The organism is Streptomyces sp. NBC_00078 (assembly GCF_026343335.1).
Lineage (GTDB): Bacteria > Actinomycetota > Actinomycetes > Streptomycetales > Streptomycetaceae > Streptomyces.
Map to the genome: position 1 here is coordinate 4,254,852 of NZ_JAPELX010000001.1, position 24,232 is coordinate 4,279,083.

The following is a 24,232-nucleotide window of genomic DNA, read 5'->3' on the forward strand; positions in this document are numbered from 1 at the left end:
CCGCCGTCCAGCGTGACGAGTTCCCCGCGCGAGTCTGACCCGACCACGAGAAGCCCCGCCCCTCCTTGTAGAGCGGCGGGGCTTCGCTGTCGGGGGGGGAGAGAGATCCGCCGGCACTCTGGCGACCACCGCCTCCGACCTACGTCATACCGCCGTCATACACGGTCCTTCACCCTGTAAGACACCCGCAAGTCCGGAATGACGCCGAGTTCTTCGTGGCCGTTCCTCCACGCCAGTTCGAGGATGCTGGCCGCGACGGTCAGAGCCCACTTGGTTGCATCACTGTCCGACATGCCCGTCTGCCCGATAACACTGAGTGCTCGCCTCAGCTTGTCGTCCCCGCGGACAGACAGCACCTTGGAAGTCTTCTCACTCATACTGCTGCCTCACCCGGAGCCGCAGCGTTGAACAAAGCCGTCAGCACCCCACGCCTGATCCTCACCAGGCTCAAGCGCCCTCTCCAGCCGTGCCGCCACCCACTCAGCAACGCTGAGAGTCGACGGCCCGTCCCAGCGCCGTTCCTGTTGCTCCCCCATCACAGCTCCCTCATGTCTTCGCCCGTGACGATGACGATCAGCGCGGCAGAGATGAGATCGCGGTCCCTGTCGTGTGTGACTCGATCACGGGCTTCGTCCGGCCGAAGCCACACAAGATCGCTCACTTCGTCGTTGGATTCGAACGTTCCGCCCGTCGCTTCAGCTGCCCAGTAGCGGACTTCCTTGCGTCGGTTCTGATGATCGATGTACCGAGCTGTGGGGAGAGCCGCTCCCAGACGGCACGTGTGGCCGGTCTCTTCCAGCACCTCCCGGCGGGCCGCCTCTTCGTGCGTCTCCCCCCGCTTCAGCTTCCCCTTGGGCCAGGACCAGTCAGCCCACCTAGGCCTGTAGACCAACGCCAGTTCCAGCTGATGAGCGGACGAACGGCGCCACAGCACGCAGCCCGCCGCCTGGACCACGGATGCACATTCCATGGTCTCTATGTTGCCGTGGTGCTCTCGAATACGCCCTGACCTGCGACGCTGTTGACCGTAGTTGAAGTCCATACGACGACTGGTCCCATCCCAAGGGCAAGCTCAAGCGCGGCGAGGACCACCTGACCGGCGCGCTGCGCGAGGTGGCCGAGGAGTCGGGTTACACCGCGGACCCGGGCGCCGAGCTGTCCACGCTGCGCCACATCGCGAACGGCCGCCCCAGACAGATCCGTTACCTGGCGGCCGAGGCGGTCTCGGGAAGCTTCGCTCCCAACACGGAAGTGGACCGCGTCCTGCGGCTCTCCCCCGCCGCGGCCCGCAGCCGTCTGACCCAGTACCGGGACCGCACCCTCGTGGACGAACTGCTGACCGTCCTGCGTCACGCCGGACCGGACAGAACCCTCTGATCAGTAAGCGGACAGATGGCCCTCGGCGTCGGACCGGGCCAGGCTGCGGGCTCTGCGAGCGGGGCCACGCCACCCGCAGCTGCACCGTGCCATACAGAACCGGCCCTGTTCGACCGTCGTCGTGCGATGTTCTTGCTGCGCCACTCCGACAACGTTACCCACCCCCGGAAAGCTGCATTCCTCGCCCGCAGCCATCACCGGACTCCGGCACCGGGGCCGTATGCGCGTGACGGCCCCCTCCGGCCGTCGTTAAGCGGAACGACAGGGGGCCCGTGACGGATGTACCGGCTGGGGGTAGCAGGCGATGGCGGAGCGGCAGCACAGGGGCACGGTCGTCGCGGCAGGACTCATGGTCTGTGTCTGCATGGGGACCGGCGGATGCTCCGGCACCCGCTCCGCCGCAGCGGACTCCCGCGCCTCGGACCCCGTCGAGGTCCTGCACCACGCCGCGAACACCCTGGTGGACTCGGGGACATCGAAGGCCACCACGTCAATGGAGATGGCCACCGGCGGCACCCGCGTCACCATCCGCGGCAAGGGCGACTACGACTACCGCCGCCGGCTCGGCCGGCTGAAGGTACAGCTCCCGCAGACCCCGGCCGGCACCGCCGATCACCGGCCGATCACCGAACTCCTCACGCCCGGCGCCCTGTTCATGAAGAACCGGGGGGCGGGCGTGCCCGCCGACAAGTGGGTACGGGTCGACACGGCCGACCTCTCCGACGGCAACCTGGTGACCGGCGGCGTCACCGACCCGTACACCGCGGCCGAGTTGCTGCTCGGCACGCGCACCGCGACGTTCGTCGGCCGGACCGAGCTCGCGGGGGTCGCAGTGCGCCACTACCGCGGCACCGCCGACCTCGCGAGCGCGGCGAAGGCCGCCTCGGAAGGCGTCCGGGAGTCCCTGGCCACGGCGGCGAAAGGGTTCGCCACGGCCGAGGTCCCGTTCGACGTCTTCCTCGACGACCAGGGCCGCATCCGCAAGATCCGGCACCGCTTCAGCTTCGTCAACGGCCACCGCAAGGACACCGTCGCGGTCGCCTCGACGACACTGCTGTACGACTTCGGGGTCCGCGTCGACGTACGGTTGCCGGCGGCGAAGGACATCTACGCAGGGAAGATCGCCGAGCAGTAGGGCCGCGTGGTGGGTGACTCCGGGGGCGTCAAGAACTAGCCCGTCCGTGCCATGCGCGGTGTGTAGGCCGCTCCCTACTCTAGGAAGTCGGTAACGGCAGAGAAGAGGTGATGCACGTGGCTCCGGTCGGCGGTACGGCAGTTCAGGACCACGTGGCCCTCGCCGAGATCGAGCTGTGCGGAGAGCTGATCATCGCGGCTTCGGCCGCCGAGGACCGGCTCAGCCTTGAGAGCATCGACGAAGTGCTGAAAGTGACCGAAGAGCGTGACGCCTCCGGTGAGTAGTGCCCCGGAGGCGCCCCTTCGCCCGGTGGACGTCAGGTGCGCAGCAGCCGCCCGATCGCCTTCGTCGCCTCCTCGACCTTCGCCTCGACCTCGTCGCCGCCCTTGACCGCGGCATCGGCGACGCAGTGGCGCAGGTGTTCCTCCAGCAGCTGCAGCGCGAAGGACTGCAGGGCCTTGGTGGAGGCCGACACCTGGGTGAGTATGTCGATGCAGTAGACGTCCTCGTCGACCATCCGCTGCAGACCGCGGATCTGCCCCTCGATGCGGCGCAGGCGCTTGAGGTGCTCGTCCTTCTGCTTGTGATACCCGTGCGTCGCGCTCTGCGTACTGTGCGTACTGTGCGTGCTGTCGTCGGAGGGCGCCGTCGCGCCGGCCTCGGTGGTCGTCATCGCGTCCTCCCGCAAGACGTGCGGACATATACCCCAGGTGGGTATATGGTATCGAACTTTGCTGGGTATAGGGCCCTTGGCCAACGCCTGAACCTGACCCCCGTACCGCCCCCGTGCCGATCACTCTGCCCGATGGGCGACACTGGAGGACGGCCCATTAGCCGTGGCCGAATGATGCGCCTAGCATCAGCCTGACCGAAACCGATGCATCCCGAGGACCCCACGTGCGCTTTCGTCTGACCCCCAGGGAGACGAGCTTCTATGACATGTTCGCCGCATCCGCGGACAACATCGTCACGGGCTCGAAGCTCCTGATGGAACTGCTCGGGGCGGACACCGCCGGCCGGGCCGAGATCGCAGAGCGTATGAGGGCAGCGGAACACGCGGGTGACGACGCCACGCACGCGATCTTCCACCAGCTGAACTCCTCGTTCATCACGCCCTTCGACCGCGAGGACATCTACAAGCTCGCGTCGTCCCTCGACGACATCATGGACTTCATGGAGGAGGCCGTCGACCTGGTCGTCCTCTACAACGTCGAGGAGCTCCCCAAGGGCGTCGAGCAGCAGATCGAGGTGCTCTCGCGGGCGGCCGAGCTGACCGCCGAGGCCATGCCGAACCTGCGCACCATGGACAACCTGACCGAGTACTGGATCGAGGTCAACCGCCTGGAGAACCAGGCCGACCAGATCCACCGCAAACTCCTCGCGCATCTCTTCAACGGCAAGTACGAAGCCATCGAGGTGCTCAAGCTCAAGCAGATCGTGGACGTGCTGGAAGAGGCCGCCGACGCTTTCGAGCACGTGGCGAACACGGTGGAGACCATCGCCGTCAAGGAGTCCTGACTCCTCCATGGACACCTTTGCTCTGGTCGTGACCATCGCGGTCGCGCTCTTCTTCACGTACACCAACGGCTTCCACGACTCGGCGAACGCGATCGCCACGTCCGTCTCCACTCGGGCGCTCACGCCCCGGGCCGCGCTGGCGATGGCGGCTGTGATGAACCTCGCCGGAGCCTTCCTCGGCTCCGGGGTCGCCAAGACGGTCAGCGAGGGCCTGATCGAGACGCCCGCGGGCTCGAAGGGGATGGGCATCCTCTTCGCCGCGCTGGTCGGTGCCATCGTCTGGAACCTGGTCACCTGGTACTTCGGCCTTCCCTCTTCCTCCTCCCACGCGCTGTTCGGCGGCATGGTGGGCGCCGCGCTGGCCAGCGGCACCGGGGTGATCTGGAGCGGCGTCCTCGACAAGGTCGTCATCCCGATGTTCGTCTCCCCGGTCGTCGGCCTGCTCGTCGGCTATCTGGTGATGGCGGCCATCATGTGGATCTTCCGACGGTCCAACCCGCACAAGGCCAAGCGCGGCTTCCGGATAGCGCAGACGGTGTCCGCGGCCGGCATGGCACTGGGCCATGGCCTCCAGGACGCCCAGAAGACCATGGGTGTCGTGGTGATGGCCCTGGTGATTTCCGGCCACGGGACCTACAACGACCCGATTCCGGTCTGGGTGAAGATCGTCTGCGCCGTGATGCTCTCGCTGGGCACGTACGCGGGCGGCTGGCGCATCATGCGCACGCTGGGCCGGAAGATCATCGAGCTCGACCCTCCGCAGGGCTTCGCCGCGGAGACGACCGGTGCGGCGATCATGTTCACCACCGCCTACCTCTTCAAGGCCCCGGTCTCGACGACCCACGTCATCACCTCGGCGATCATGGGCGTCGGCGCCACGAAGCGCGTGAAGGCCGTGCGCTGGGGCGTCGCCAAGAACATCGTCATGGGCTGGTTCATCACGATGCCGGCGGCGGCGCTGGTAGCAGCGGGAGCATTCAGCGTCGTGAACCTCGCGTTCCTGTAGCGCAATTCCCGGCCGCGCGGGCTCGCGTTGCGGCGCGGGTTTCCTTTCCCTGGCGGGCTTGCGTTGCCTCCTCTCAGCCCATCCGGCGCTTGAGGACGAGGCCGAAGGCCGATCAGGGGTCTGAGGGCGAAGCCCCAGGGACGCGCACCCCCACCCACCCGCACAAACCCCACGCCCCGCGCCCCGCGCCCCCACACAATGACGACGGGCCCGCCCCCGAAAAACGGGGGCGGGCCCTTCACCGTCCCCACGGTGGCACCGCCATGCAGCACCGCGGGGGGTCCGGTCACGGCCTAGCCGAAGCGGCCGGAAATGTAGTCCTCGGTCGCCTGGACCGACGGGTTGGAGAAGATGCGCTCCGTGTCGTCGATCTCGATCAGCTTGCCGGGCTGGCCGACCGCCGCGAGGTTGAAGAAGGCCGTACGGTCCGAGACACGCGCCGCCTGCTGCATGTTGTGCGTCACGATGACAATCGTGAAGCGCTCCTTCAGCTCACCGATCAGGTCCTCGATGGCGAGCGTGGAGATCGGGTCAAGGGCGGAGCAGGGCTCGTCCATGAGCAGCACCTTCGGCTCGACCGCGATCGCGCGGGCGATGCACAGACGCTGCTGCTGACCACCGGACAGACCCGAGCCGGGCTTGTTCAGGCGGTCCTTGACCTCGTTCCAGAGGTTCGCGCCCTTGAGCGACTTCTCCACGACGTCGCTGAGTTCGCTCTTCTTGTACGAGCCGTTGAGGCGCAGGCCGGCCGCCACGTTGTCGAAGACGGACATCGTGGGGAACGGGTTGGGACGCTGGAAGACCATGCCGACCTCGCGCCGCACGGCCACGGGGTCGACCCCGGCGCCGTACAGGTTCTCGTCGTCGAGCATGACCTTGCCCTCGACCCGGCCGCCCGACGTCACCTCGTGCATCCGGTTGAGGGTGCGCAGGAAGGTGGACTTGCCGCAGCCGGACGGGCCGATGAAGGCCGTGACGGTGCGGGGCTCGACGGTCATCGAGATGTCCTCGATGGCCCGGAAGGAGCCGTAGTAGGCGCTGAGGCCGCTGACGTCAATTCGCTTGGCCATGGAAATCACTGCTTCTTTCGAGGGGGAATCTGGTCGCTGTATGGCCGCGTCAGCGACCGGACTTCGGGGCCTTCCAGCGGGCGATGGCCCGGGCCCCGAGGTTGAGGATCATCACGAAGGCGATCAGCGTGAGCGACGCCGCCCAGGCTCGGTCGTACGCCGCGTTCGCGCCTGCGCTCTGCGAGTACTGCTGATAGATGTACAGCGGCAGCGACTGCTGCGCACCCTCGAACGGGTTGTTGTTGATGAACCGGTTGCCGAACACCAGCAGCAGCACCGGTGCGGTCTCACCGGCGATACGGGCGATCGCCAGCATGATGCCGGTCGTGATGCCGCCGATGGAGGTCGGCAGGACCACTTTCAGGATGGTGCGCCACTTCGGGATGCCGAGCGCGAGGGACGCCTCACGCAGCTCGTTCGGGACGAGCTTGAGCATCTCCTCCGTGGAGCGCACGACCACCGGCATCATCAGGATGGCCAGGGCCAGCGAACCCGCGAAGCCGAAGGGCTCCATGTCGAAGATCAGCATCAGCGACAGGATGAACAGGCCCGCGACGATCGACGGGACGCCGGTCATCACGTCGACGAAGAAGGTGATGGCCCGGGAGAGACCTCCGCGGCCGTACTCCACGAGGTAGACCGCGGTGAGCACACCGATCGGCGCGGCGATCACCGTGGCGAGGCCGACCTGCTCCAGGCTGCCGATGATGGCGTGGTAGATGCCACCGCCCGGCTGGGAGTCGGCGACCACACCCATCGAGTGGGTCAGGAAGTAGATGTCGAGGACCTTCACACCGCGCGAGACAGTGGTCCACACCAGGGAGACCAGCGGCACGACGGCGAGCAGGAAGGCGACCCAGACCAGAGCGGTCGCGATGCGGTCCTTGGCCTGACGGCCGCCCTCGACGCCCGCGGCGATGCCGTACGTGGCGATGAGGAAGAGGAGGCCGGCGATCAGGCCCCACTGGACCTTGCTGTCGAGCCCTGCGACGAGGCCGATGCCGACGGCCACGGCCACGGAGCCGGCGGCGATCGCCCACGGCGACCACCTCGGCAGCGAGGCGCCACGCAGGCTGTTGGGGCGCTCATCGGTAATGGCGGCGTTGCTCATGCGTTGGCCCCCGAGTACTCCTTGCGGCGGGCGATGATCATGCGGGCCGCGCCGTTGACCAGCAGGGTGATGACGAACAGGACCAGACCGGAGGCGATCAGCGCGTCACGGCCGAACTCGTCCGCCTCGCCGAACTTGCTGGCGATGTTCTGGGCGAAGGTGCCGCCGCCCGGGTTGAGCAGGCTGGCGTGGATCAGGAAGTCGGGGGAGAGCACGGTGGCCACGGCCATCGTCTCGCCGAGCGCGCGCCCCAGGCCCAGCATCGAGGCGGAGATCACGCCCGAGCGGCCGAAGGGGATGACGGCCATGCGAATGACCTCCCAGCGCGTGGCGCCGAGGGCAAGGGCCGCCTCCTCGTGCATCTGCGGGACCTGGCGGAAGACCTCGCGGCTCACGTTGGTGATGATCGGCAGGATCATGATCGAGAGCAGGATGCCGACGGTGAGCATCGAGCGCGGGGCGCCCTCTTCCCAGGAGAAGACGCCGGTCCAGCCGAGGTAGTCGTTGAGCCAGCCGAAGAGGCCGTTCATGTGCGGTACGAGGATCAGCGCGCCCCACAGGCCGTACACGATGGACGGCACGGCGGCGAGCAGGTCGATCACGTACGCGATGGGACCGCGCAGCGTGCGCGGGGCGTAGTGCGTGAGGAACAGCGCGATGGCCACGGCGATCGGGACCGCGATGACCATGGCGATGATCGAGGAGATCACCGTGCCGTAGGCCAGGACGGCGATGCCGAAGGTCGGCGGGTTGAGGCTGGTGTTCCACTCGAAGGTGGTGAGGAAGTTGCCGTGGTCCTTGCTGATGGCGAGGGAGGCACGGTAGGTGAGGAAGACCGCGATCGCGGCCATGACCACCAACAGGAAGATGCCCGACCCACGGGAGAGACCGAGGAAGATCCGGTCACCGGGTCGGGTGGCGCCGCGGGCTGCACGCTTTTCTTCGGCGGAGGGCTGCGGGCTGGGGGGAGGAGCGTCGGTTATCTGGGTGGAAGTGTCCATCGGGTTCTCCGGTCTGCGGAACCGCACGCGAGGTGCGGCTCTGCGAAGCCGTACACGACATACGGCTCATGGCGGCGGTGCACCGGACGGTGCGGTCCGGTCCCGGGGCGGGCCCGGGACCGGACCGCACGCTCAGATCAGCTAAGGCCCTCGATGGTGGTACGGACCTTGGAGATGATGTCGGCGGGGATGGGGGCGTACTTCAGGTTGGCCAGGACGCCCTGGCCGTCCTCGGAGGCGATGTAGCGCAGGAACGCCTTGGTCGCCGGGAGGGTGTCGGCCTTGTTGCCCTTGTCACACGCGATCTCGTACGTGACCAGGGTGATCGGGTAGGCGCCGTCGGCCTTGGTCGCGTAGTTCAGCTGGAGCGACAGGTCCTTGCCCGTGCCCACGATCTTCGCGTCGGCGATGGCCTTGGAGGCGGCGTCGCTGCTCGGGGCGACCGGCGCGCTGGCGCCCGTGTTGATGCTGACGGCCTTCATGCCGTCGGCGACGTAGGAGAGCTCGAAGTAACCGATGGCGCCGTTGGTCTGCTTGACCTGGGCGGCCACACCGGAGGACTGCGCGGCGGACTGGCCGCCCTTGGCCTGCCAGGCCTTACCGCCCGAGTACGTCCAGTCGCTCGGGGAGGCGGCCTTGAGGTACTTGGTGAAGTTGTCCGTGGTGCCGGACTCGTCCGAGCGGTGGAACGCCTGGATCTTGAGGTCGGGAAGCTTCGCGCTGGGGTTCAGCTTCTTGATCGCCGGGTCGTTCCACTTGGTGATCTTGCTGTCGAAGATCTGCGCAAGGGTCTTGGCGTCCAGGACCAGGTTGTCCATGCCGGAGAGGTTGTAACCGACCGCGATCGGGCCGCCGACCATCGGAAGGTCGATGCCCTGACCGCCGGAGCAGACCTTCTTGGAGGCCGTGACCTCTTCGGGCTTCAGCGCCGAGTCGGAACCGGCGAAGGCGAGCTGGCCCTGGGTGAAGGAGGTGACACCCGCGCCGGAGCCGCCGGCCTTGTAGTTGATCTGCACACCGCAGGCCTTGGAGAACTGCGCCACCCAGGCGTCGATGGCGTTCTTCTGCGCGGACGAGCCGTCCGACAGCAGCTGGCCCTTGGCGTTGTCGCACTTGATCGAGCTGGCGGCGCCGGTGGCGGAGGCGCTGCTGCCGCCGTCGCTGCCGCTGGTGTCGTCCGAGCCGCACGCCGTGAGGACCAGGGCGCTCGAGGCGGCGATGGCACCGAGGGCGATGGCCCGCCGATTCATGCGCTGAAGCTTCACTTGAAAGAGTTCCTTCCAGGAGCCGCCGTCCTGAATACGGCGGCGTGCGGAGTAGAAGTCCGGTTTGACGGGCGTCACGCCCGCAGAGGCGGGACCCACATCAGGTAAGGCCGAAAGTAGGCAGATCAGGTGAAGGCACCTATGGCCGTAAATGAACGGGAGGTGAACCCCTGCAGTCGGTGTGGTTAGGTCACGGAATGCTCACGGGGAGAGCACATGAGGGTTCCGGCCTCACGGTGACACAGGGGTGACACTTCCCCTGGAACCCAGGGGGTCGGCGAGCCGTCTCGTTCCCCGAGAGCCATCGGGAGGCGCAACATGGAACGTCGTACGTTCATAGGAGGCGGCGCGGCCGCGATCGCCGCGGTCGCGACGTCCGCCTGCAAAGGCGGATCCGCCGACGCGGACGCCGCTGCGTCCTCATCTTCCTCCAGGACATCGCTGCGGGCCACCGCAGCAGCGGCCGCCCCGGCGAACTGGACGGCGCTCTCCCACGACCTCGACGGCACCCTGGTCCGGCCGGGTGAGGCGAAGTGGGCCACGGCCCACCAGCTGTACAACACCCGCTTCGACGGGCTGAAACCGGCGGCGGTGGTCTACGTCGCCCATGCCGACGACATCCGGACGACCCTGGCGTACGCCCGCGCCCACCACATCCAGGTCGCGATCCGCAACGGCGGCCACTCCTACGCGGGCTGGTCCTCGGGCAACGGCAAGCTGATCGTCGACGTCTCGAAGCTGAAGCAGATCCGGGTGAGCGGCGGCCAGGCGGTCGTCGGCGCCGGCTCCAAGCTGATTGACGTCTACCGCGGGCTGGCCGCGAAGGGCGTGACGATCCCCGCGGGCTCCTGCCCCTCGGTCGGAGTCTCCGGCCTGGTCCTGGGCGGCGGCCACGGCGTGGTCTCCCGGGCCTACGGCCTCACCTGCGACAGCCTCACCCAGGCCACGCTGATCACGGCCGACGGCAAGGAGCTGACCGCCAACGCGAGCGAGAACAAGGACCTGTTCTGGGCCCTGCGCGGCGCGGGCAACGGCAACTTCGGCGTCGTGACCGAGCTGCAGTTCAAGACGCACCCCGCGCCGCAGGCGGTGTCCGCGTATGTGACGTGGCCCTGGTCGAAGGCCGCCGCCGTGGTGAAGGCGTGGCAGGAGTGGGGCCCCGACCAGCCCGACGAGATCTGGTCCTCCTGCCACCTGGAGAACGGCGGCTCGCCCACCGTCTCGGTCGCGGTGTTCTCGATCGGCACGTACGGGGAACTGCAGAACGCGATCGACCGCCTGGTCTCGCGGGTCGGCGCACCCGCCCGCAGCGCCACCCTGAAGCGGCACACGTACGAGGGTGCGATGGAGGCGTACGCGGGCTGCTCGTCCTTCGCCACCGAGCCCCAGTGCCACCTGCCCGGCACCACCCCGAACCGCAACCCGCAGGGCGCCCTGGGCCGGGAGACCTACGCGGCCCGCTCGGACTTCTTCGACCGTTCGATCTCCGCAGCCGGCATCCAGACGCTGCTCACCCGCATCGGCTCGGTGCCGGGCGGCTCGGGCAGCATCGCCCTCACGGCCCTCGGCGGCGCGGTCAACCGCGTCTCCCCCACGGCGACGGCCTTCGTCCACCGCCGCTCCCGCATGCTGGCCCAGTACATAGCGTCCTGGGGCTCCCGCAACACGGGCACGACCGCCCAGTCCTGGCTGACGTCGACCCACAACGCGATGCAGCCGTACGCCTCCGGCGCCGCGTACCAGAACTACACGGACCCGACGCTGACGAACTGGCGCAAGGCCTACTTCGGGGAGGCCGCGACACGCCTGACGGCCGTGAAGAAGCAGTACGACCCGAACCGTTTCTTCACCTATCCCCAGGCGCTGTAGGCGCCCCGGGCCCGGGGCGCACCGCACGGCCCGGCCCACCCGGTGCCTGGTCCTGGCACACGCGATGCCCGGTCCGCCACATCTGGCGGACGCTCAGGCCTCACACCCGGCGGACGCTCGGGCCTCCACACCCTGCGGAGCGATCAGGCCGCAAGATCCCGCTCGTCGGACTCCACCGTCTCGTTGCGCGCCCCGGGGATCAGCGCGTCCTGCCCCACGGCCACCCGCCGTCCCCGGGAGCGCACCAGCCACCCGCCCCAGGACGACCGCTCGACGGCGGTCAGCACGGGCGTCAGCAGAGCCATGGCGACGGGCGACAGCAGCAACGCGACCGCCGTGCCGAGTGCGAAGCCGCCGACCACGTCCGTCGGGTAGTGCACGCCCATGTAGACCCGGCAGAACCCTTCGAGCAGGGCCAGCCCGATGCCGGCGAGCCCGAACTTCCGGTTGGCGACGAACAGACCGACCGCCATCGCCATGGTGATCGTCGCGTGGTCGCTGACGAACGAGTAGTCGGTCTTCCCGGAGACCAGGACGTCGATCCCCTGGTGGGTGCGGAAGGGCCGGGGCCGCTCCACGAAGCCTCGTATCGGCACGTTCACCAGCACCGCGAGCGCGGCGGCCAGCGGCGCCCACACCAGCGCGGCCACCGACGACGCGGCGTCCTCGGCGCCCCGCCGCCGCACGGACCACCAGCACCACACCACGAGCAGCACCATGGCCAGCAGCAGCCCGTACTCCCCGACGAACTCCATGATCCGGTCGAACCAGTGCGGCGCATCCTTGGCCAGGCCATTGATGTCGTAGAGCAGGTCGACGTCGGGGTTCGACCCGGATTCGGCGAGTCCAGCCATGGTGCTGCGGCCCCTTCGTCGTCTGCTGCCGGGCGCACTCGCGCGCGCCCGCTTACCCACCCCCGTGGCTGTAGATCACGTCGTAGACAGCTACACAGATGACTACGAGAACAGGAACGCACGGTCCCGGTTAATACGTTCCACACTCCACCGAATGATCACGCAGACGTTATCGAAGAGAGACTCATCGCTGCAGCTCAGGGGGTGGGTTCACGCTCGGTTCACACCGTCGTGGGCAGCGCTTTCGCGCCATCTTCGGTCACCCTCGTGGCTCCGAAGTAGTCTGCGCCGTCGATCGGGTCGAACCGGATCACGGCACCCGTCCTCGGGGCGTCGATCATGTATCCGCCGCCCACGTAAATGCCCACGTGGTGGATGGCCCGGGAGTTGGTCGGGTCCTTCGAGAAGAACACGAGATCTCCGGGCAGGAGCTCCTCCCGCTTCGGGTGCGGCCCCGCGTTGTACTGGTCGTTGGCCACCCGCGGCAGCGTGACCCCGACACTCTCGTACGCGGCCTTGGTCAGCCCCGAGCAGTCAAAACGCCCGTTGTCGGCGCTGGTCCCGTTCCCGCCCCACAGATAGGGCGTGCCGAGCTTCTTCTGCGCGTAGTAGATGGCGCCGGCGGCCTGCTTGGACGGATCGACCCGGGTGACGGGCGCCGCGAAGCTCTCCTCCAGCGTCGTGATCGTCTTGACGTAGTTCCGGGTCTCCGCGTACGGCGGCACGCCCCCGTACTTGATCACCGCGTAGGACCCCGCGTTGTACGAGGCCAGCATGTTTTCAGTCAGATTCCCCGGTACGTCCTTCACGTACGAGGCGAGCTGGCAGTCGTAGGACGCGGCGGACGGAATGGCATCCTCCGGATTCCAGACGTCCCGCTTGCCGTCGCCGTTGCCGTCGACGCCGTGCGTGGCCCAGGTCCCCGGGATGAACTGCGCTATCCCCTCGGCGGCCGCCGCGCTCCGCGCGTTCGGGTTGAACCCGCTCTCCTGGTAGAGCTGGGCGGCGAGCAGCGCGGGATTGAGGGCGGGGCAGAGGTTGCCCCACCTCTGCACGATGGCCGAGTACGCGGCGGGCACGGCCCCCTTGGCGAGCGCCTTCGTACCCCCGCCCACTCCGCCCATGATGTTCCCGGCGACGATGTACACGCCCACGACGAGCAGCATCACGAAGGCCATGGCCGAGCCGACGCCCACGGTCGCTACGATCCATGCCTTACGCATCGTCAACCGCCCCTCGTCGCCCGGGAGTCCGTTCGCCCACGTCAGTGTAGGGGCGCGTCCCGCGTTCCGGGGTGATCACGCAGAAGGAGAACCCGCACGTGGCGACGCCTTACCCGCCCCAGAATCCGGCTCCGGGCAACCCCTACGCCCCGCAAGGCGGTTACGCGCCAAATGGGTCCCCGTCTGCGCCGTACGGCGCCCCGAACGCGGCGTACGGACAACAGCAGGGCCACGGGCAGGGGCCGTACGGACAACCGGCCTCCCCGCAACAGGCGTACCCGCAACAGGCCTACGGACAGCAGCCGTACGCCCCGCAGCCGGGTGCCGGCCAGGCCGCACCTCAGGGATACGCCCCCGCGCCCGGTCCCGGTCCCGGTCCCGGTCCCGTCTGCCGTATCTGCGGCGCGGCCCCGGCCGGAAACATCACCGTCCGCCAGCACACGGGCATGGTCCTCGCGATGCGCTTCTCCAAGATGGAGGGCCCCCTGTGCCGCTCCTGCGGGGTCGCGATCCACCGGGACATGACCACCAAGACCCTCGCCGGCGGCTGGTGGAGCCCGGTCTCCCTGGTCTTCTTCGGCTGGGCGACCCTGCTGTGGAACCTGGTGGTCCACTTCCGTCTCGCGCGGCTGCCGCAGCCGTCGCCGTCCCCGACGGGCGTCGTCATGGACCCGGGCAAGCCGATCCACCAGCGCCCGTCGGCCTACGTACCGATCCTGCTGGTGGTCTCCTGGATCGCCCTGTACATCGTCAACGCGTCGAGTTAGCGCCCGGCCGGATCAGGGATCGGCGGCGGCGTCCCGGTACAGCTCCGCCGCCTCCGCGCCGAGCACGACGCTGTACGAGATGTCGGCCGTGAGCCCGCCCTGCTCGTGCCCGCCCAGGATCCCGACGACCTGCCGGTCCCCGTTGATCCAGGGACTGCCGCTGGTCCCTCCCGTGAGGCCGGGACACTCGATCCGCTGCTGCATACGGCTGTGCTCGGTCGGTTTGTTGGTGCAGCTGACGGGGACCTCGCCGGAGCTGGGATACCCGGTGATCGTGACGGCGGTGGCCCCGGTCGCCACACCGGGCACGAACCGGTTGCCGCCGACGACGTCCTCGACGCCCTTGCCGTCCTTGTCACCGAGGACGGCGAAGGCGACGTCACTGTCCTCGTGCTGTCCCTTGGCCCACCCGTCGGGCAGGAAGGCCCTGTGGACCGTCCACACCCCGTACGGCGCCTTTCCGTCGCGGTACCCGGGCACGAACACGACGTCTCCGTTCCCGGTGCCGTCCAGGCAGTGGGCCGCGGTGACGACGAGATTGCGGTTCGGGCTGTGGACGACGGAGGCGGTGCAGAAGTGTCCGCCCGCGAGGGACGATCTCCGATCGGCGCCGAAGAGCGCCCCGACTCTCGCGCTCTGCCCACTCACCGCCGCGACAGCGGTCACTCCGAACGGCCCGGGCCCGTCGTCGGCGGACGCCAGGGAGGCGGAGGTGAGGGCAGGCACGAGCAGCACGATGGCGGCGTATACCGGCGTCGCTGTGCGGCGGCTGATGCGTGAGGTGCGCTTCATCGGGCACCACTGTGTCCGATGAAGGTGAGAAAAGAGTCTGCCGTTCACTGAGATCTCTCCGTGAATGGCCCCTTCTGCCGCTGGGGGTCGCGAGGAGAGGCGCCGTACACCGGAAAGTCGTCCGTGACGATCTCCATGGCCAACGGCCCGGGCAGCCGCACGGACTCCCCGAACTTCCCCGGCAGTACGTCCTGGTAGGCCCCGTTGTCCGGACGGGTGTGCAGGGCCCAGGTGCCCTTGCGCGGGTCGACGACGAGGAGGACCTGAACCCGCGCGACGGCATACCAGTCCGCCTTGTCGCGGATCTCGCGGGATTTCTCGGACTGGGAGATGACCTCGACGGCGAGCACCGTGTCCTGCGGGTCGGCCAGCCAGTCGTCGTCCTCCTCCCACTCGGTGGGCAGGACGATCAGATCCGGCGTGACGTAGTCATCGGGATCATCCGGCAGCGCGATCGAGGACACCTCGTACACGTCCAGCCCTTCGGGCAGGACGGCGCTCTCAAGCTGTCGCCGCAGCCGCTTCACCACACCCGCGTGCTTGCCACGCGGAGTCGGGGACATCACGAGCTTTCCTCCCATGATCTGCACCCGCAGACCCGTCGCAGCCTCGATCGTCTCGGCGACCTCGCGCAGATTCCCGGGACGGGGACGCAGTTCGGGCAGGCCACGCGGTGACACGGACATGGCTCGCCGCCTCCGTCCCTCGGCCTCATCGGCTGCGTGAGCGGGGGCGTTGGGAGATCCGGCATCCCGCTCGACGTCGAATCCACCGTACTGTGCGGTCGCCTCACCCGCCTCCGCGTCGCGCCCCTCGCAGGCGCGGCCGCCCCTCCTGACCTGCGGTTCCGCCTTCACCACAGCACCTCTCCGTCACACTCCAAGCACACACCGTCACCGTAGACCACCCCACTGACACTCGGCCCACAGCAGCTTCCCGCCCTTCGAGGCGCCGAGTTCCCGCAGCACGGATACCCCGACCGCGTCCGCGCACTCGCGCACGAGATGCAGCCCGCGACCGCCCTCGGCGTCCTGCGGCGGCAGGGCGGGCGGCGGACCGCCGTCCGCGAACCCGGACGGGACCCTCGGGTCGGTGTCCCATACGGCCACCCGGAGCCGGCCGGTTTCCATCGGCAGTACACGGAGGGCGTAGGGCCCACGGGTGTGCCGCTGGGCGTTGGCGAGGAGTTCGGCGGCCAACAGCTCGGCGGTGGGCGCGAGTTCGGAGAGTCCGTGGGCGGCGAGGACGGTACGGAGGGTGGCACGGGCGATGCCGGGGGCGCGTGGATCGTGTGGGAGTTGGAGGGTGTAGGCCCAGGGCGGGGATACGGTGGCCATCGGAAGTCTCCGATCACTGTGGGGAGTTGGGTTGTGACCCAGTGACGGTGCCGCCCCGTCGGGCGGTGTTCTTCTGGGCCCAGTTGTAAGGTAGCGACATACAGTGAAGGTATTCACTGAAATCCAGGAATCTCCTTCACCATCATCCGTGTGAGTGACGACAAGGAGGCGGCAAGCCCGTGAGGAACCCAACGGGTCGCCAACTACGTTTCGGTGCGGAGCTGCGGAAACTGCGCGAGCGTGCAGGCCTGAGTTCCACCGAGGCCGGTCAACTCCTCGGCATCAAGCAGGCACAGGTCAGCAACATGGAGGCCGGTCGCGTCGGCGTGAGCCCCGAGCGGGTACGCACCATCGCCTGCCACTACGACTGCTCCGACAAGGCCCTCATCGAAGCGCTCAGCGAGATGACTTCCGAGCGCACGCGCGGCTGGTGGGAGCAGTACCGGGAACTCCTGCCCGACGCACTCCCCGACCTAGCCGAACTGGAGCATCACGCGCAGTCGTTGCGGGACGCCACCACCGCCCGCATCCCCGGCCTCCTCCAGACGCGCGAGTACGCGCTTGAGATCTTCCGCCAGGCAGTCACCGAACTCTCCCCGCCGGACATCGAGCACCGCCTCTCGTTCCGCATCAAGCGACAGGCAGTCCTTTTCCGCGAGGAAGACCCGACCCCGTACGAGGCCATCGTCCACGAGGCCGCCCTGCGCATGAAGGTCGGCGGGCCCACGGCCGCCCGGCAGCAGCTGAAGCATCTGCTCGACATGAGCGAGCGCGACCACATCACCCTGCGCGCCATCACCTTCGAGGCCGGCGCCTACCCGGGATCGGGGCAATCGATCCACTATGCGCACGGCCCGGTACCCCAACTGGACACCGTCTACCTCGACCAGGCCCATGGCCTAGCCTTCCTCGACGCCGAGGCACAGTTGCACAAGTACCGCACGCTGTTCGACCGGATCGACGCCGTGTCACTGAGCCCGGAAGAGACCCGATCCCTCATCGGCAACCTGATGCGAGAGTTGTGAGGCACCCCGAATGAACTGGCAGAAGTCGTCGTACTGCTCCGAAGGCGCGTCCTGCATCCATGTCGCCACCGCCCCCGAAACCATCCACATAACCGAATCCAGCGACCCGACCGGCGCGATACTCACGGCCACCCCCGCCGCCTTCGGCACCCTCCTCGCCGCACTCAAGAACGAACCGCGCGGCCGCCACGCCCCGATCCAGGTCACCTTCGGCAGCGAGGACGAGGACACCGTCCGCATCCACAGCACCGCCGCCCCGCACACCGCAGTGACCACCGACCGCGCCAAGTGGAACGCCTTCGTACTCGGCGTACGGGCGGGCGAGTTCGACCACTTCGCACACGCCGGCTGACGCCCGTCAACAGTCAGCAGTCGAACACCGACCAGCAGATGTCGTTGCGCAGCTGCTGGTCATCAAGCACGAGTTCGCGGATCGCCTCCGGGAGCTTCTCGCGCTGCCAGGCAGAGCACGGCGGAGCACTACAGAGCACGGCGGAGCACCGACAGCCGAGGAGTGACGCGCGTAAACCTGTCCACTCCCTGTCCACCTTCTGTCCCCAGGCTGTGGACGAAGTCAAGCCTCCCCCATCCCCCCTCCATCACCCCGCCATTGATCAGTAAGCCCCAACCCCCTTCAGTAATGCGGAAGTCAGTATTCCGAAACGGTCTTGTTTGTCGCGTACTCAACAAGCGATGGTCTACACGGGTCGCCGCCCCTGCCGGACACCTCCGGCAGTCCCCCCACCGCAGGCCTCTGCCCACCACGCCCAGGAGGCTGTACGTTGCGTACGACCACCCCCAACTCCCCCCACATATCCGGCAGATGGCGCCGCATCGGCTCGGCAGTCGCCGCCACCGCGGCCCTCGCCCTCGCCGGGCTCGGCACCGCCGTTCACGCGAACGCCGCCACCACCGACGCGATCCCCGCCGCCCACAAGATGAGCACCAAGGCGATCGCCGCCCAGGTCGCCAAAGCCCACGTGCAGTACACGAAGGCATGCGCCGCGACCCCGAAGAAGGGCTACGCCGCCTGCCACGCGCTCCGCGTCACCGGCGGCACCACCGCCTTCATGGAGAAGCAGGCCGCGCTCAAGGGCAGCACGCCCAAGACCGTCAAGCCGAACGCCGCCTCCGACGCCCCGACCGGCTACGGCCCCTCCGACATCCAGTCCGCCTACGGCCTCACCAACGCGGCCGCCTCCAACGGCTCCGGCAAGACGGTCGCCATCGTCGACGCCAACGACGACCCCAACGCCGAGGCCGACCTGGCCACTTACCGCGACCAGTACGGCCTCTCGGCCTGCACCACGGCCAACGGCTGCTTCAAGAAGGTCAGCCAGACCGGCTCGACGACCTCCCTCCCCCCCGCCGACAGCGGCTGGGCCGGTGAGATCTCCCTCGACCTCGACATGGTCAGCGCGACCTGCCCCAACTGCAACATCCTCCTCGTCGAGGCGACGTCGGCGAGCGACGCCAACCTGGGCACGGCGGTCAACGAGGCCGTCAAGCTGGGCGCCAAGTTCGTCTCCAACAGCTACGGCGGCTCGGAGTCCTCCTCCGACACGACGTACGACTCCTCGTACTACAACCACCCGGGCGTCGCCATCACCGCCAGCGCCGGTGACAGCGGCTTCGGCGCCGAATACCCGGCCGCGTCCAAGTACGTGACCGCGGTCGGCGGCACCGCCCTCAAGACGTCCTCCAACAGCCGCGGCTGGACCGAGAGCGTCTGGAACACCAGCAGCACCGAGGGCACCGGCTCCGGCTGCTCCACCGTCGACGCCAAGCCCACCTGGCAGACCGACACCGGCTGCACCAAGCGCATGATCGCCGACGTGTCCGCGGTCGCCGACCCCGCCACCGGCGTCTCCGTCTACGACTCCTACGGCTCCGACGGCACCGGCTGGAACACCTACGGCGGCACCAGCGCCTCGTCCCCGCTCATCGCGTCGGTCTACGCCCTCGCGGGCACCCCGGGCAGCAGCGACTACCCGTCCCAGTACCCGTACAACGCGGCCGGCACATCCGCCCTCAACGACGTGACCAGCGGCAGCAACGGCTCCTGCTCCACCAGCTACTTCTGCACCGCGACGTCGGGCTACGACGGCCCGACCGGCTGGGGCACCCCCGAGGGCCTCGGCGCCTTCACCGGCTGAGCACACGGCACAACACCGCACGGCCTCCCCGCCGGGTCACGGGGAGCCGCCTGAAGTGAGGAGAACGTGGGGTCTCCCAGGCGGCATGGAAGGGGAAACGGGTCACGGCAGCCGGCCGCGGCCCGTTTTCCCATGCCTCGTCCCCGATCATCATGGGCGGAGCGACTGACCCTCCGTCACCGAAGGGGCGCCGACGACCAGCTGCGGCCTGTTCGCCGTGCCGGGATACCCTTCACCCGGAGAACATCGGCGCGACCACTCCCCCGACCGGCCGTCAGAAACGGCCCAGGTCATGAATGGGGTCAACGACGGAACCCCACCACGGGTTCCGCTCAGGCCTCATTGCCCGGCGTAACATGCCGTGATACACAGAGTGACCTAAGTGCTATTCGTACGAAACCCGCCAAGCAATGACGTCAAGTCGACATACGACGGCAGCATTGTCGGCGAGAATGAGCCTGACCTCTGCACCCCACAGGGGGACTGCAGAACTACCCACCAGGGGCGGTGACTTACATGCTCTTTGCGGCCGACAAGGGAGACATCAACACCATCATCGGCGGGATCGCTCCGGACTGGGGCCCCTTCGGCAGCCTGGGCAACGAGGCGAAGGTGATGATCGAGGTCGTGATGGCGGTCGCCATCCTGCTCTGTCTCGGCCTCGCCGTCTGGGGCGCCGCGAAGCAGCGCATCGGTGCGACAGCGCTCCGCGACACCTTCAGCGCCGAACAGGGCAAGGGCCTCATCATCGCCGGCCTCACGGGAGTCTTCATCATCGGTTCCCTGGGCACGCTCTTCACCATCGTGTACGGCATGGCTGTCTAGCAGGCTGTTTACGGCAGGCGTCCTCCCGTCCCCTCCGGGCACGCCCGGCCCCCTCCACCCACCCCCACCGTCGTGCCCACCGGCTGAGGTTCCGTTTCCCTGATGTCGAGTCACCACACCGCGCCCGCGCGGGAACCAGCACGGCTACCGTCGTATGTCTACGAGCTGGAGAGGGCGTACACGGCATGAGTCTCGGAGACGAGCACGAGGCCTCCGGCGGTTACGGCGGCACGGGCCAGACCCGGACACGACTGCCCGAGACGGGCGGCGACGTGTACGGGGGCGCACGGCGCGGCGGCCGGTCGTCGTCCCGGAGCCTGATCACGGTGGTCGGCGTGGTGGTCCTACTGATCGCAGCGATCGCCTTCGCGAACCGTGGAGGAGACGATTCCTCTTCGGCCGGCGGATCCGGAAACAAGCCGAAAGCATCGACAACGGCAGCAAGCGGCACGAAGCCGGTGCAGTCAGGGTTCGCACATGACCAGCAGGGGGCGCAGAGCGCTGCGGCGAACTATGCGGTGGCGCTGGGGTCGACCGGCATGTTCCAGTCGGACAGCCGCCACGCGATCGTCGACACCGTCTATACGCCCACTGCAGCTGCGAAGCTCCAGGGCGCCATGGACGCCGCATACTCGACGGACTTCCTCAGCAAGTTGGGCCTCGACGCGAGCGGCAATGCGCCCAACGGCAGCACTTTCGTCTCACGCACCATTCCTGTGGGCACCAAGGTCATCCAGTACAGCGACAACAGCGCCGCAGTCGCGGTCTGGTACATGGGCCTCATCGGCATGTCGAGTCAGAGCTCGACGGACCCAGTGAGCTCCACGTGGAAGACCTGGACGTTCGACCTGCAATGGGTCAATGGCGACTGGAAGATCACCACGGACACACAGAAGGATGGCCCCGCACCAGTCCCCGGTGACGACAAGGCCGCCACCTCGGACGAGATCAGCAAGGCCATCGAGGAGTACGGAGGGTTCACGTATGCCCGGTAGCCCGCATCGCGTACTCAAGTTCACGGGCGTGGTGGCCGCCCTACAGACTGCTGCCGTTCTGCTGGCCACACGCGCCTTCGCAGCCCCCACGCCCACGCCAACGGCATCGAAGAGCAGCGACCCCTGCGACCTCCTGATCGGCCCTGCCAAGCAGTACTGCGAACGAGGCGACGGCGACAAGGGCACTACCGGCACCGGTGGTGGCATCGACCCAACCTCCACCCTCGACCCCCTCTCCTCCCTCGCCAAGGGCTGCGCCGACGCCGCTTCCTGGACCATCGGCAAGCTCAGTGACGCAGTCAAAGAGACCGCGAACGTCGACTTCACCAACAGCAAGTTCCTGCAGCAGTACGCGGTCGTCTTCGCCGCGTCGACGATCCTGACCCTCCTGCTGTGGCTGCTCGCCGTCGCCAAGCGGGCCGTCCGAGGTGTCCCCCTCACGACGGCCATCTCGGAGGCGATCGGGTTCCTCTGGCTGACGGTCCTGGCGTCCGCGTTCACGCCCCTGATCCTCTACACCGTCGTATCGGCGACCGACGGCGTGACCGACGTCCTCGCGAAGACCACCGGCAACCAGACGGACACCTTCTTCGGCACGTTCTCCGGCGCCCTCGACAAGGGCGAGAACATCGGCGGCGGCCCCATCATGCTGATCGTCGTGTCCCTGGTCAGCATCCTCGCCGCGGGCGTCCTCTGGCTGGAGCTGGTCATCCGCGCCGCGCTCCTCTACGTGGGCGCCCTCCTCGGCACCGTCGTCTACGCCGGCCTGGTCGACAAGAACCTGTGGGGCCACGTCCGCCGCTGGGCGGGCATCATGATCGCCGTGATCCTGGTGAAGCCGGTCATCGTGATCGTGCTCGGCCTCGCGGGCGCACTCTCCTCCGACAACGGCCCGAACTCCTTCTCCGCCGTCGTCTCCGGCCTCGCGATCATCCTGCTGGCCATCTTCGCCAGCGCGATGATCTACCGTTTCGTCCCGGGCTTCGGCGACGAGATCGCAAACGGCCGCAACAACCGCATCATGCAGGGCGCCGAGGGCAAGGCCGCAGCCGTCATCAGCTCCCCGGCGACCATGGTCGCGCAGGGCATCAAGACCCACAGCGCCCGCTCCAACGACAACGGAGGCGGCGGCCAGTCGTCCTCCGGCGCCGGCCCCCGCCCGGCCAACCCGGCCAGCGGCGGCGTCGCCGCCCACAGCACCCGCCCGTCGAACGGCGGTGCCGGCGGATCCGTCCCCTCCGCCGCACCCGCCCCCCGTTCGTCGAGCCCGGCGAACACCCCGCACGCCGGCAACACCCGCAACAGCAGCAGCAACCGCACGGGAGGTGAAGGGCGTTGACGACCGAGTCCCACCTGTCCCATCCGGTCACGCCCCGCCGTACATATCTCATCGGCCGCGCCCGGCCGAACGCGATCGTCGGCCGGAACCGCGAGTCCGGCGAGATCGCGCTCATCGTCGGCGGCGCGTTCCTCGGCATGATGTGCGGGCTCCTGGTCCCCGTCCTCTCCCTGCGCATCGTGCTGTTGATGGGGTTCCCGCTGCTCGCGCTGGCGGCCGTCTACGTACCGTACAAGCACCGCACGTTCTACAAGTGGTTCGAGATCAACCGCAGTTACAAGCGCACCCTGAAGCGGGGCACGCTCTACCGCAGCAGTGTCATCGAGGCCGGCACCCACCTCGACGGGCGGGAGGTCGAGATCGGGCCGCCGCCGGGGATCGGCCGCATCACGTGGCTGGCCGCCCCCTTCGGGCCCGACGAGATCGCCGTCCTGCTCCACGCCGACCGGCGGACGGTGACGGCCGCGATCGAGATCGAGGGGCCGGGCGTCGGCCTGCGCGACTCCGAGGACCAGGAAGCCCTCGTCGACCGCTTCGGCACCCTCCTCAAGCACGTGGCCAACGGCGACGGCTTCGTCACCCGCCTGCAGATGCTCGCCCGCACCCTCCCCGCCGACCCGGACGCCCACGCCAAGGACGTCTCCGTACGCGGCGACGAGAAGGCACCGGGATGGCTGCAGGGCTCGTACGACCAACTGCAGTCGATGGTGTCGACCAGCAGCGAGCAGCACCGCGCCTACCTCGTCGCCTGTATGCACTTCACCCGTGAACTCGCGGCCGAGGCGCAGGCGATGGCACGCGCGGCCCGCCCCCAGAGCGGCCGCAAGGTGGACCGGGACGCGGGCCTCGCGGTCGTCATGGCCCGCGAGCTCACCGACATCTGCTCCCGCCTCCAGGAAGCGGACATCCGCGTACGCCAGCCCCTCGGCCAGGGCCGCCTCGCCTCCCTCATCCACTCCATGTACGACCCCGACCACCCGATCGACCACATCCAGGCGATGACGAAGCGCAACGCCTGGCCGGCCGAGCTGGACGCCATGGAGCCCACGTTCCTCCAGGCCAAGACCCGGGAATCCAGCACCCGTGCTCCCTGGTGCCACGCCACGGCCTGGGTGAAGGAATGGCCGATGACCCCGGTGGGCGTCAACTTCCTGGCCCCCCTCCTGGTCCACACCCCGGACGTCATCCGAACGGTCGCCGTGACGATGGATCTCGAGCCCACCGAGGTAGCCATCGAACGCATGCTGACCGAGAAGACCAACGACGAGGCCGAGGCCTCCCGCGCCGCCAAGATGAACCGCACCGTGGACCCCCGCGACGTCGCCGCCCACAACCGCATCGATCAGCGCGGCGAGGACCTCGCGAGCGGCGCCGCGGGCGTGAACCTCGTCGGCTACATCACCGTCTCCTCCCGCAACCCCGAAGCCCTGGCCCGCGACAAGCGGACCATCCGGGCGTCGGCCGGAAAGTCGTACCTGAAGCTGGAGTGGTGCGACAGAGAGCACCATCGCGCCTTCGTGAACACGCTTCCGTTCGCCACCGGCATCCGAAGGTAGGGGCTGAGTTC

The 24,232-nt window shown here is 68.3% G+C and carries 26 protein-coding genes and 2 pseudogenes; 14 read left to right on the plus strand and 14 right to left on the minus strand.

Annotation, left to right across the window (positions count from 1 at the left end):
- Positions 1–155: 155 nt before the first annotated feature.
- Positions 156–377, minus strand: coding sequence for a hypothetical protein (locus tag OOK07_RS19895; protein WP_266797745.1), 222 nt, complete (start codon positions 375–377; stop codon positions 156–158).
- Positions 378–535: 158 nt separating this feature from the next.
- Complete coding sequence (locus tag OOK07_RS19900; RefSeq protein ID WP_266801985.1) at positions 536–970, minus strand: NUDIX hydrolase; 435 nt, start codon at positions 968–970, stop codon at positions 536–538.
- 71 nt (positions 971–1,041) lie between these two features.
- On the opposite strand from OOK07_RS19900, the pseudogene OOK07_RS19905 reads away from it, so the two are divergent.
- Positions 1,042–1,377, plus strand: a pseudogene (locus tag OOK07_RS19905) (NUDIX domain-containing protein); the annotation flags it as partial.
- On the opposite strand, the gene OOK07_RS19910 reads toward OOK07_RS19905, so the two are convergent.
- Positions 1,378–1,572, minus strand: coding sequence for a hypothetical protein (locus OOK07_RS19910; protein ID WP_266682184.1), 195 nt, complete (start codon positions 1,570–1,572; stop codon positions 1,378–1,380).
- A 109-nt stretch (positions 1,573–1,681) separates the two neighbouring features.
- Between OOK07_RS19910 and OOK07_RS19915 the strand changes: the two genes are divergently transcribed.
- Positions 1,682–2,512, plus strand: a complete 831-nt coding sequence (locus OOK07_RS19915; RefSeq protein ID WP_266682186.1) for an SCO4651 family lipoprotein — start codon at positions 1,682–1,684, stop codon at positions 2,510–2,512.
- Positions 2,513–2,622: 110 nt separating this feature from the next.
- Positions 2,623–2,796 (plus strand): hypothetical protein, encoded by a 174-nt coding sequence (locus tag OOK07_RS19920; protein WP_266797748.1) that lies wholly within the window; start codon positions 2,623–2,625, stop codon positions 2,794–2,796.
- 32 nt (positions 2,797–2,828) lie between these two features.
- Here OOK07_RS19920 and OOK07_RS19925 read toward each other — a convergent pair whose 3' ends face one another.
- A complete protein-coding gene (locus OOK07_RS19925) occupies positions 2,829–3,185 on the minus strand; it encodes a metal-sensitive transcriptional regulator (RefSeq protein ID WP_266797749.1) in 357 nt (118 codons plus the stop codon).
- 224 nt (positions 3,186–3,409) lie between these two features.
- On the opposite strand from OOK07_RS19925, the gene OOK07_RS19930 reads away from it, so the two are divergent.
- Entirely contained in the window at positions 3,410–4,030 is a 621-nt protein-coding gene (locus tag OOK07_RS19930; protein ID WP_266682190.1) for a DUF47 domain-containing protein, read from the plus strand.
- A 7-nt stretch (positions 4,031–4,037) separates the two neighbouring features.
- Positions 4,038–5,036: an inorganic phosphate transporter gene (locus OOK07_RS19935; RefSeq protein WP_266682192.1), complete on the plus strand. Its 999-nt coding sequence runs from the start codon at positions 4,038–4,040 to the stop codon at positions 5,034–5,036.
- A 293-nt stretch (positions 5,037–5,329) separates the two neighbouring features.
- On the opposite strand, the gene pstB is transcribed toward OOK07_RS19935, so the two are convergent.
- The 4 genes from pstB to pstS form a co-directional block, all read right to left on the minus strand.
- On the minus strand, positions 5,330–6,106 hold the full coding sequence (gene pstB / locus OOK07_RS19940; RefSeq protein ID WP_266517036.1) for a phosphate ABC transporter ATP-binding protein PstB: 777 nt from the start codon (positions 6,104–6,106) through the stop codon (positions 5,330–5,332).
- Between the two features lie 49 nt (positions 6,107–6,155).
- A complete protein-coding gene (pstA, locus tag OOK07_RS19945; RefSeq protein WP_266797750.1) occupies positions 6,156–7,217 on the minus strand; it encodes a phosphate ABC transporter permease PstA in 1,062 nt (353 codons plus the stop codon).
- Complete coding sequence (gene pstC / locus OOK07_RS19950; protein ID WP_266682196.1) at positions 7,214–8,218, minus strand: phosphate ABC transporter permease subunit PstC; 1,005 nt, start codon at positions 8,216–8,218, stop codon at positions 7,214–7,216. Before pstC ends, pstA begins: the two co-directional genes overlap by 4 nt.
- Positions 8,219–8,355: 137 nt before the next feature.
- Positions 8,356–9,483, minus strand: a complete 1,128-nt coding sequence (gene pstS, locus OOK07_RS19955) for a phosphate ABC transporter substrate-binding protein PstS (protein ID WP_266801986.1) — start codon at positions 9,481–9,483, stop codon at positions 8,356–8,358.
- Between the two features lie 318 nt (positions 9,484–9,801).
- Here pstS and OOK07_RS19960 point away from each other — a divergent pair, with 318 nt between their 5' ends.
- Positions 9,802–11,352, plus strand: a complete 1,551-nt coding sequence (locus OOK07_RS19960) for an FAD-binding oxidoreductase (RefSeq protein WP_266682198.1) — start codon at positions 9,802–9,804, stop codon at positions 11,350–11,352.
- A 143-nt stretch (positions 11,353–11,495) separates the two neighbouring features.
- On the opposite strand, the gene OOK07_RS19965 is transcribed toward OOK07_RS19960, so the two are convergent.
- Both OOK07_RS19965 and OOK07_RS19970 read right to left on the minus strand, forming a co-directional pair.
- On the minus strand, positions 11,496–12,206 hold the full coding sequence (locus OOK07_RS19965) for a phosphatase PAP2 family protein (RefSeq protein ID WP_266797751.1): 711 nt from the start codon (positions 12,204–12,206) through the stop codon (positions 11,496–11,498).
- A gap of 221 nt (positions 12,207–12,427) precedes the next feature.
- Complete coding sequence (locus OOK07_RS19970) at positions 12,428–13,429, minus strand: C40 family peptidase (RefSeq protein WP_266682202.1); 1,002 nt, start codon at positions 13,427–13,429, stop codon at positions 12,428–12,430.
- A 98-nt stretch (positions 13,430–13,527) separates the two neighbouring features.
- Here OOK07_RS19970 and OOK07_RS19975 point away from each other — a divergent pair, with 98 nt between their 5' ends.
- Complete coding sequence (locus OOK07_RS19975) at positions 13,528–14,196, plus strand: hypothetical protein (protein ID WP_266797752.1); 669 nt, start codon at positions 13,528–13,530, stop codon at positions 14,194–14,196.
- A 12-nt stretch (positions 14,197–14,208) separates the two neighbouring features.
- Here the strand turns inward: OOK07_RS19975 and OOK07_RS19980 are convergent, their stop codons facing one another.
- The 3 genes from OOK07_RS19980 to OOK07_RS19990 all read right to left on the minus strand — a co-directional run bounded on the left by OOK07_RS19980 (position 14,209) and on the right by OOK07_RS19990 (position 16,325).
- Positions 14,209–14,988, minus strand: a complete 780-nt coding sequence (locus tag OOK07_RS19980) for a trypsin-like peptidase domain-containing protein (protein ID WP_266682206.1) — start codon at positions 14,986–14,988, stop codon at positions 14,209–14,211.
- Between the two features lie 44 nt (positions 14,989–15,032).
- Positions 15,033–15,674: a Uma2 family endonuclease gene (locus OOK07_RS19985; RefSeq protein WP_266797753.1), complete on the minus strand. Its 642-nt coding sequence runs from the start codon at positions 15,672–15,674 to the stop codon at positions 15,033–15,035.
- A gap of 207 nt (positions 15,675–15,881) precedes the next feature.
- The gene (locus OOK07_RS19990; RefSeq protein WP_266682210.1) at positions 15,882–16,325 is read right to left on the minus strand and encodes an ATP-binding protein; all 444 of its coding nucleotides are present in this window, start codon (positions 16,323–16,325) and stop codon (positions 15,882–15,884) included.
- Between the two features lie 179 nt (positions 16,326–16,504).
- Here OOK07_RS19990 and OOK07_RS19995 point away from each other — a divergent pair, with 179 nt between their 5' ends.
- Both OOK07_RS19995 and OOK07_RS20000 read left to right on the plus strand, forming a co-directional pair.
- A complete protein-coding gene (locus OOK07_RS19995) occupies positions 16,505–17,350 on the plus strand; it encodes a helix-turn-helix domain-containing protein (protein WP_266583421.1) in 846 nt (281 codons plus the stop codon).
- A 10-nt stretch (positions 17,351–17,360) separates the two neighbouring features.
- Complete coding sequence (locus tag OOK07_RS20000; protein ID WP_266797754.1) at positions 17,361–17,702, plus strand: DUF397 domain-containing protein; 342 nt, start codon at positions 17,361–17,363, stop codon at positions 17,700–17,702.
- Between the two features lie 13 nt (positions 17,703–17,715).
- On the opposite strand, the pseudogene OOK07_RS20005 reads toward OOK07_RS20000, so the two are convergent.
- Positions 17,716–17,811, minus strand: a pseudogene (locus OOK07_RS20005) (putative immunity protein); the annotation flags it as partial.
- A 321-nt stretch (positions 17,812–18,132) separates the two neighbouring features.
- On the opposite strand from OOK07_RS20005, the gene OOK07_RS20010 reads away from it, so the two are divergent.
- From OOK07_RS20010 to OOK07_RS20030, 5 genes are all read left to right on the plus strand, one after another.
- A complete protein-coding gene (locus tag OOK07_RS20010; protein ID WP_266682216.1) occupies positions 18,133–19,506 on the plus strand; it encodes a S53 family peptidase in 1,374 nt (457 codons plus the stop codon).
- Between the two features lie 516 nt (positions 19,507–20,022).
- Positions 20,023–20,331, plus strand: a complete 309-nt coding sequence (locus OOK07_RS20015) for a DUF8827 family protein (protein WP_016436843.1) — start codon at positions 20,023–20,025, stop codon at positions 20,329–20,331.
- Positions 20,332–20,516: 185 nt separating this feature from the next.
- Entirely contained in the window at positions 20,517–21,326 is an 810-nt protein-coding gene (locus OOK07_RS20020) for a DUF8175 domain-containg protein (protein ID WP_266797755.1), read from the plus strand.
- The gene (locus OOK07_RS20025; RefSeq protein ID WP_266682220.1) at positions 21,316–22,665 is read left to right on the plus strand and encodes a hypothetical protein; all 1,350 of its coding nucleotides are present in this window, start codon (positions 21,316–21,318) and stop codon (positions 22,663–22,665) included. Before OOK07_RS20020 ends, OOK07_RS20025 begins: the two co-directional genes overlap by 11 nt.
- Positions 22,662–24,221, plus strand: a complete 1,560-nt coding sequence (locus tag OOK07_RS20030) for an SCO6880 family protein (RefSeq protein ID WP_266797756.1) — start codon at positions 22,662–22,664, stop codon at positions 24,219–24,221. Before OOK07_RS20025 ends, OOK07_RS20030 begins: the two co-directional genes overlap by 4 nt.
- Positions 24,222–24,232: the final 11 nt, after the last annotated feature.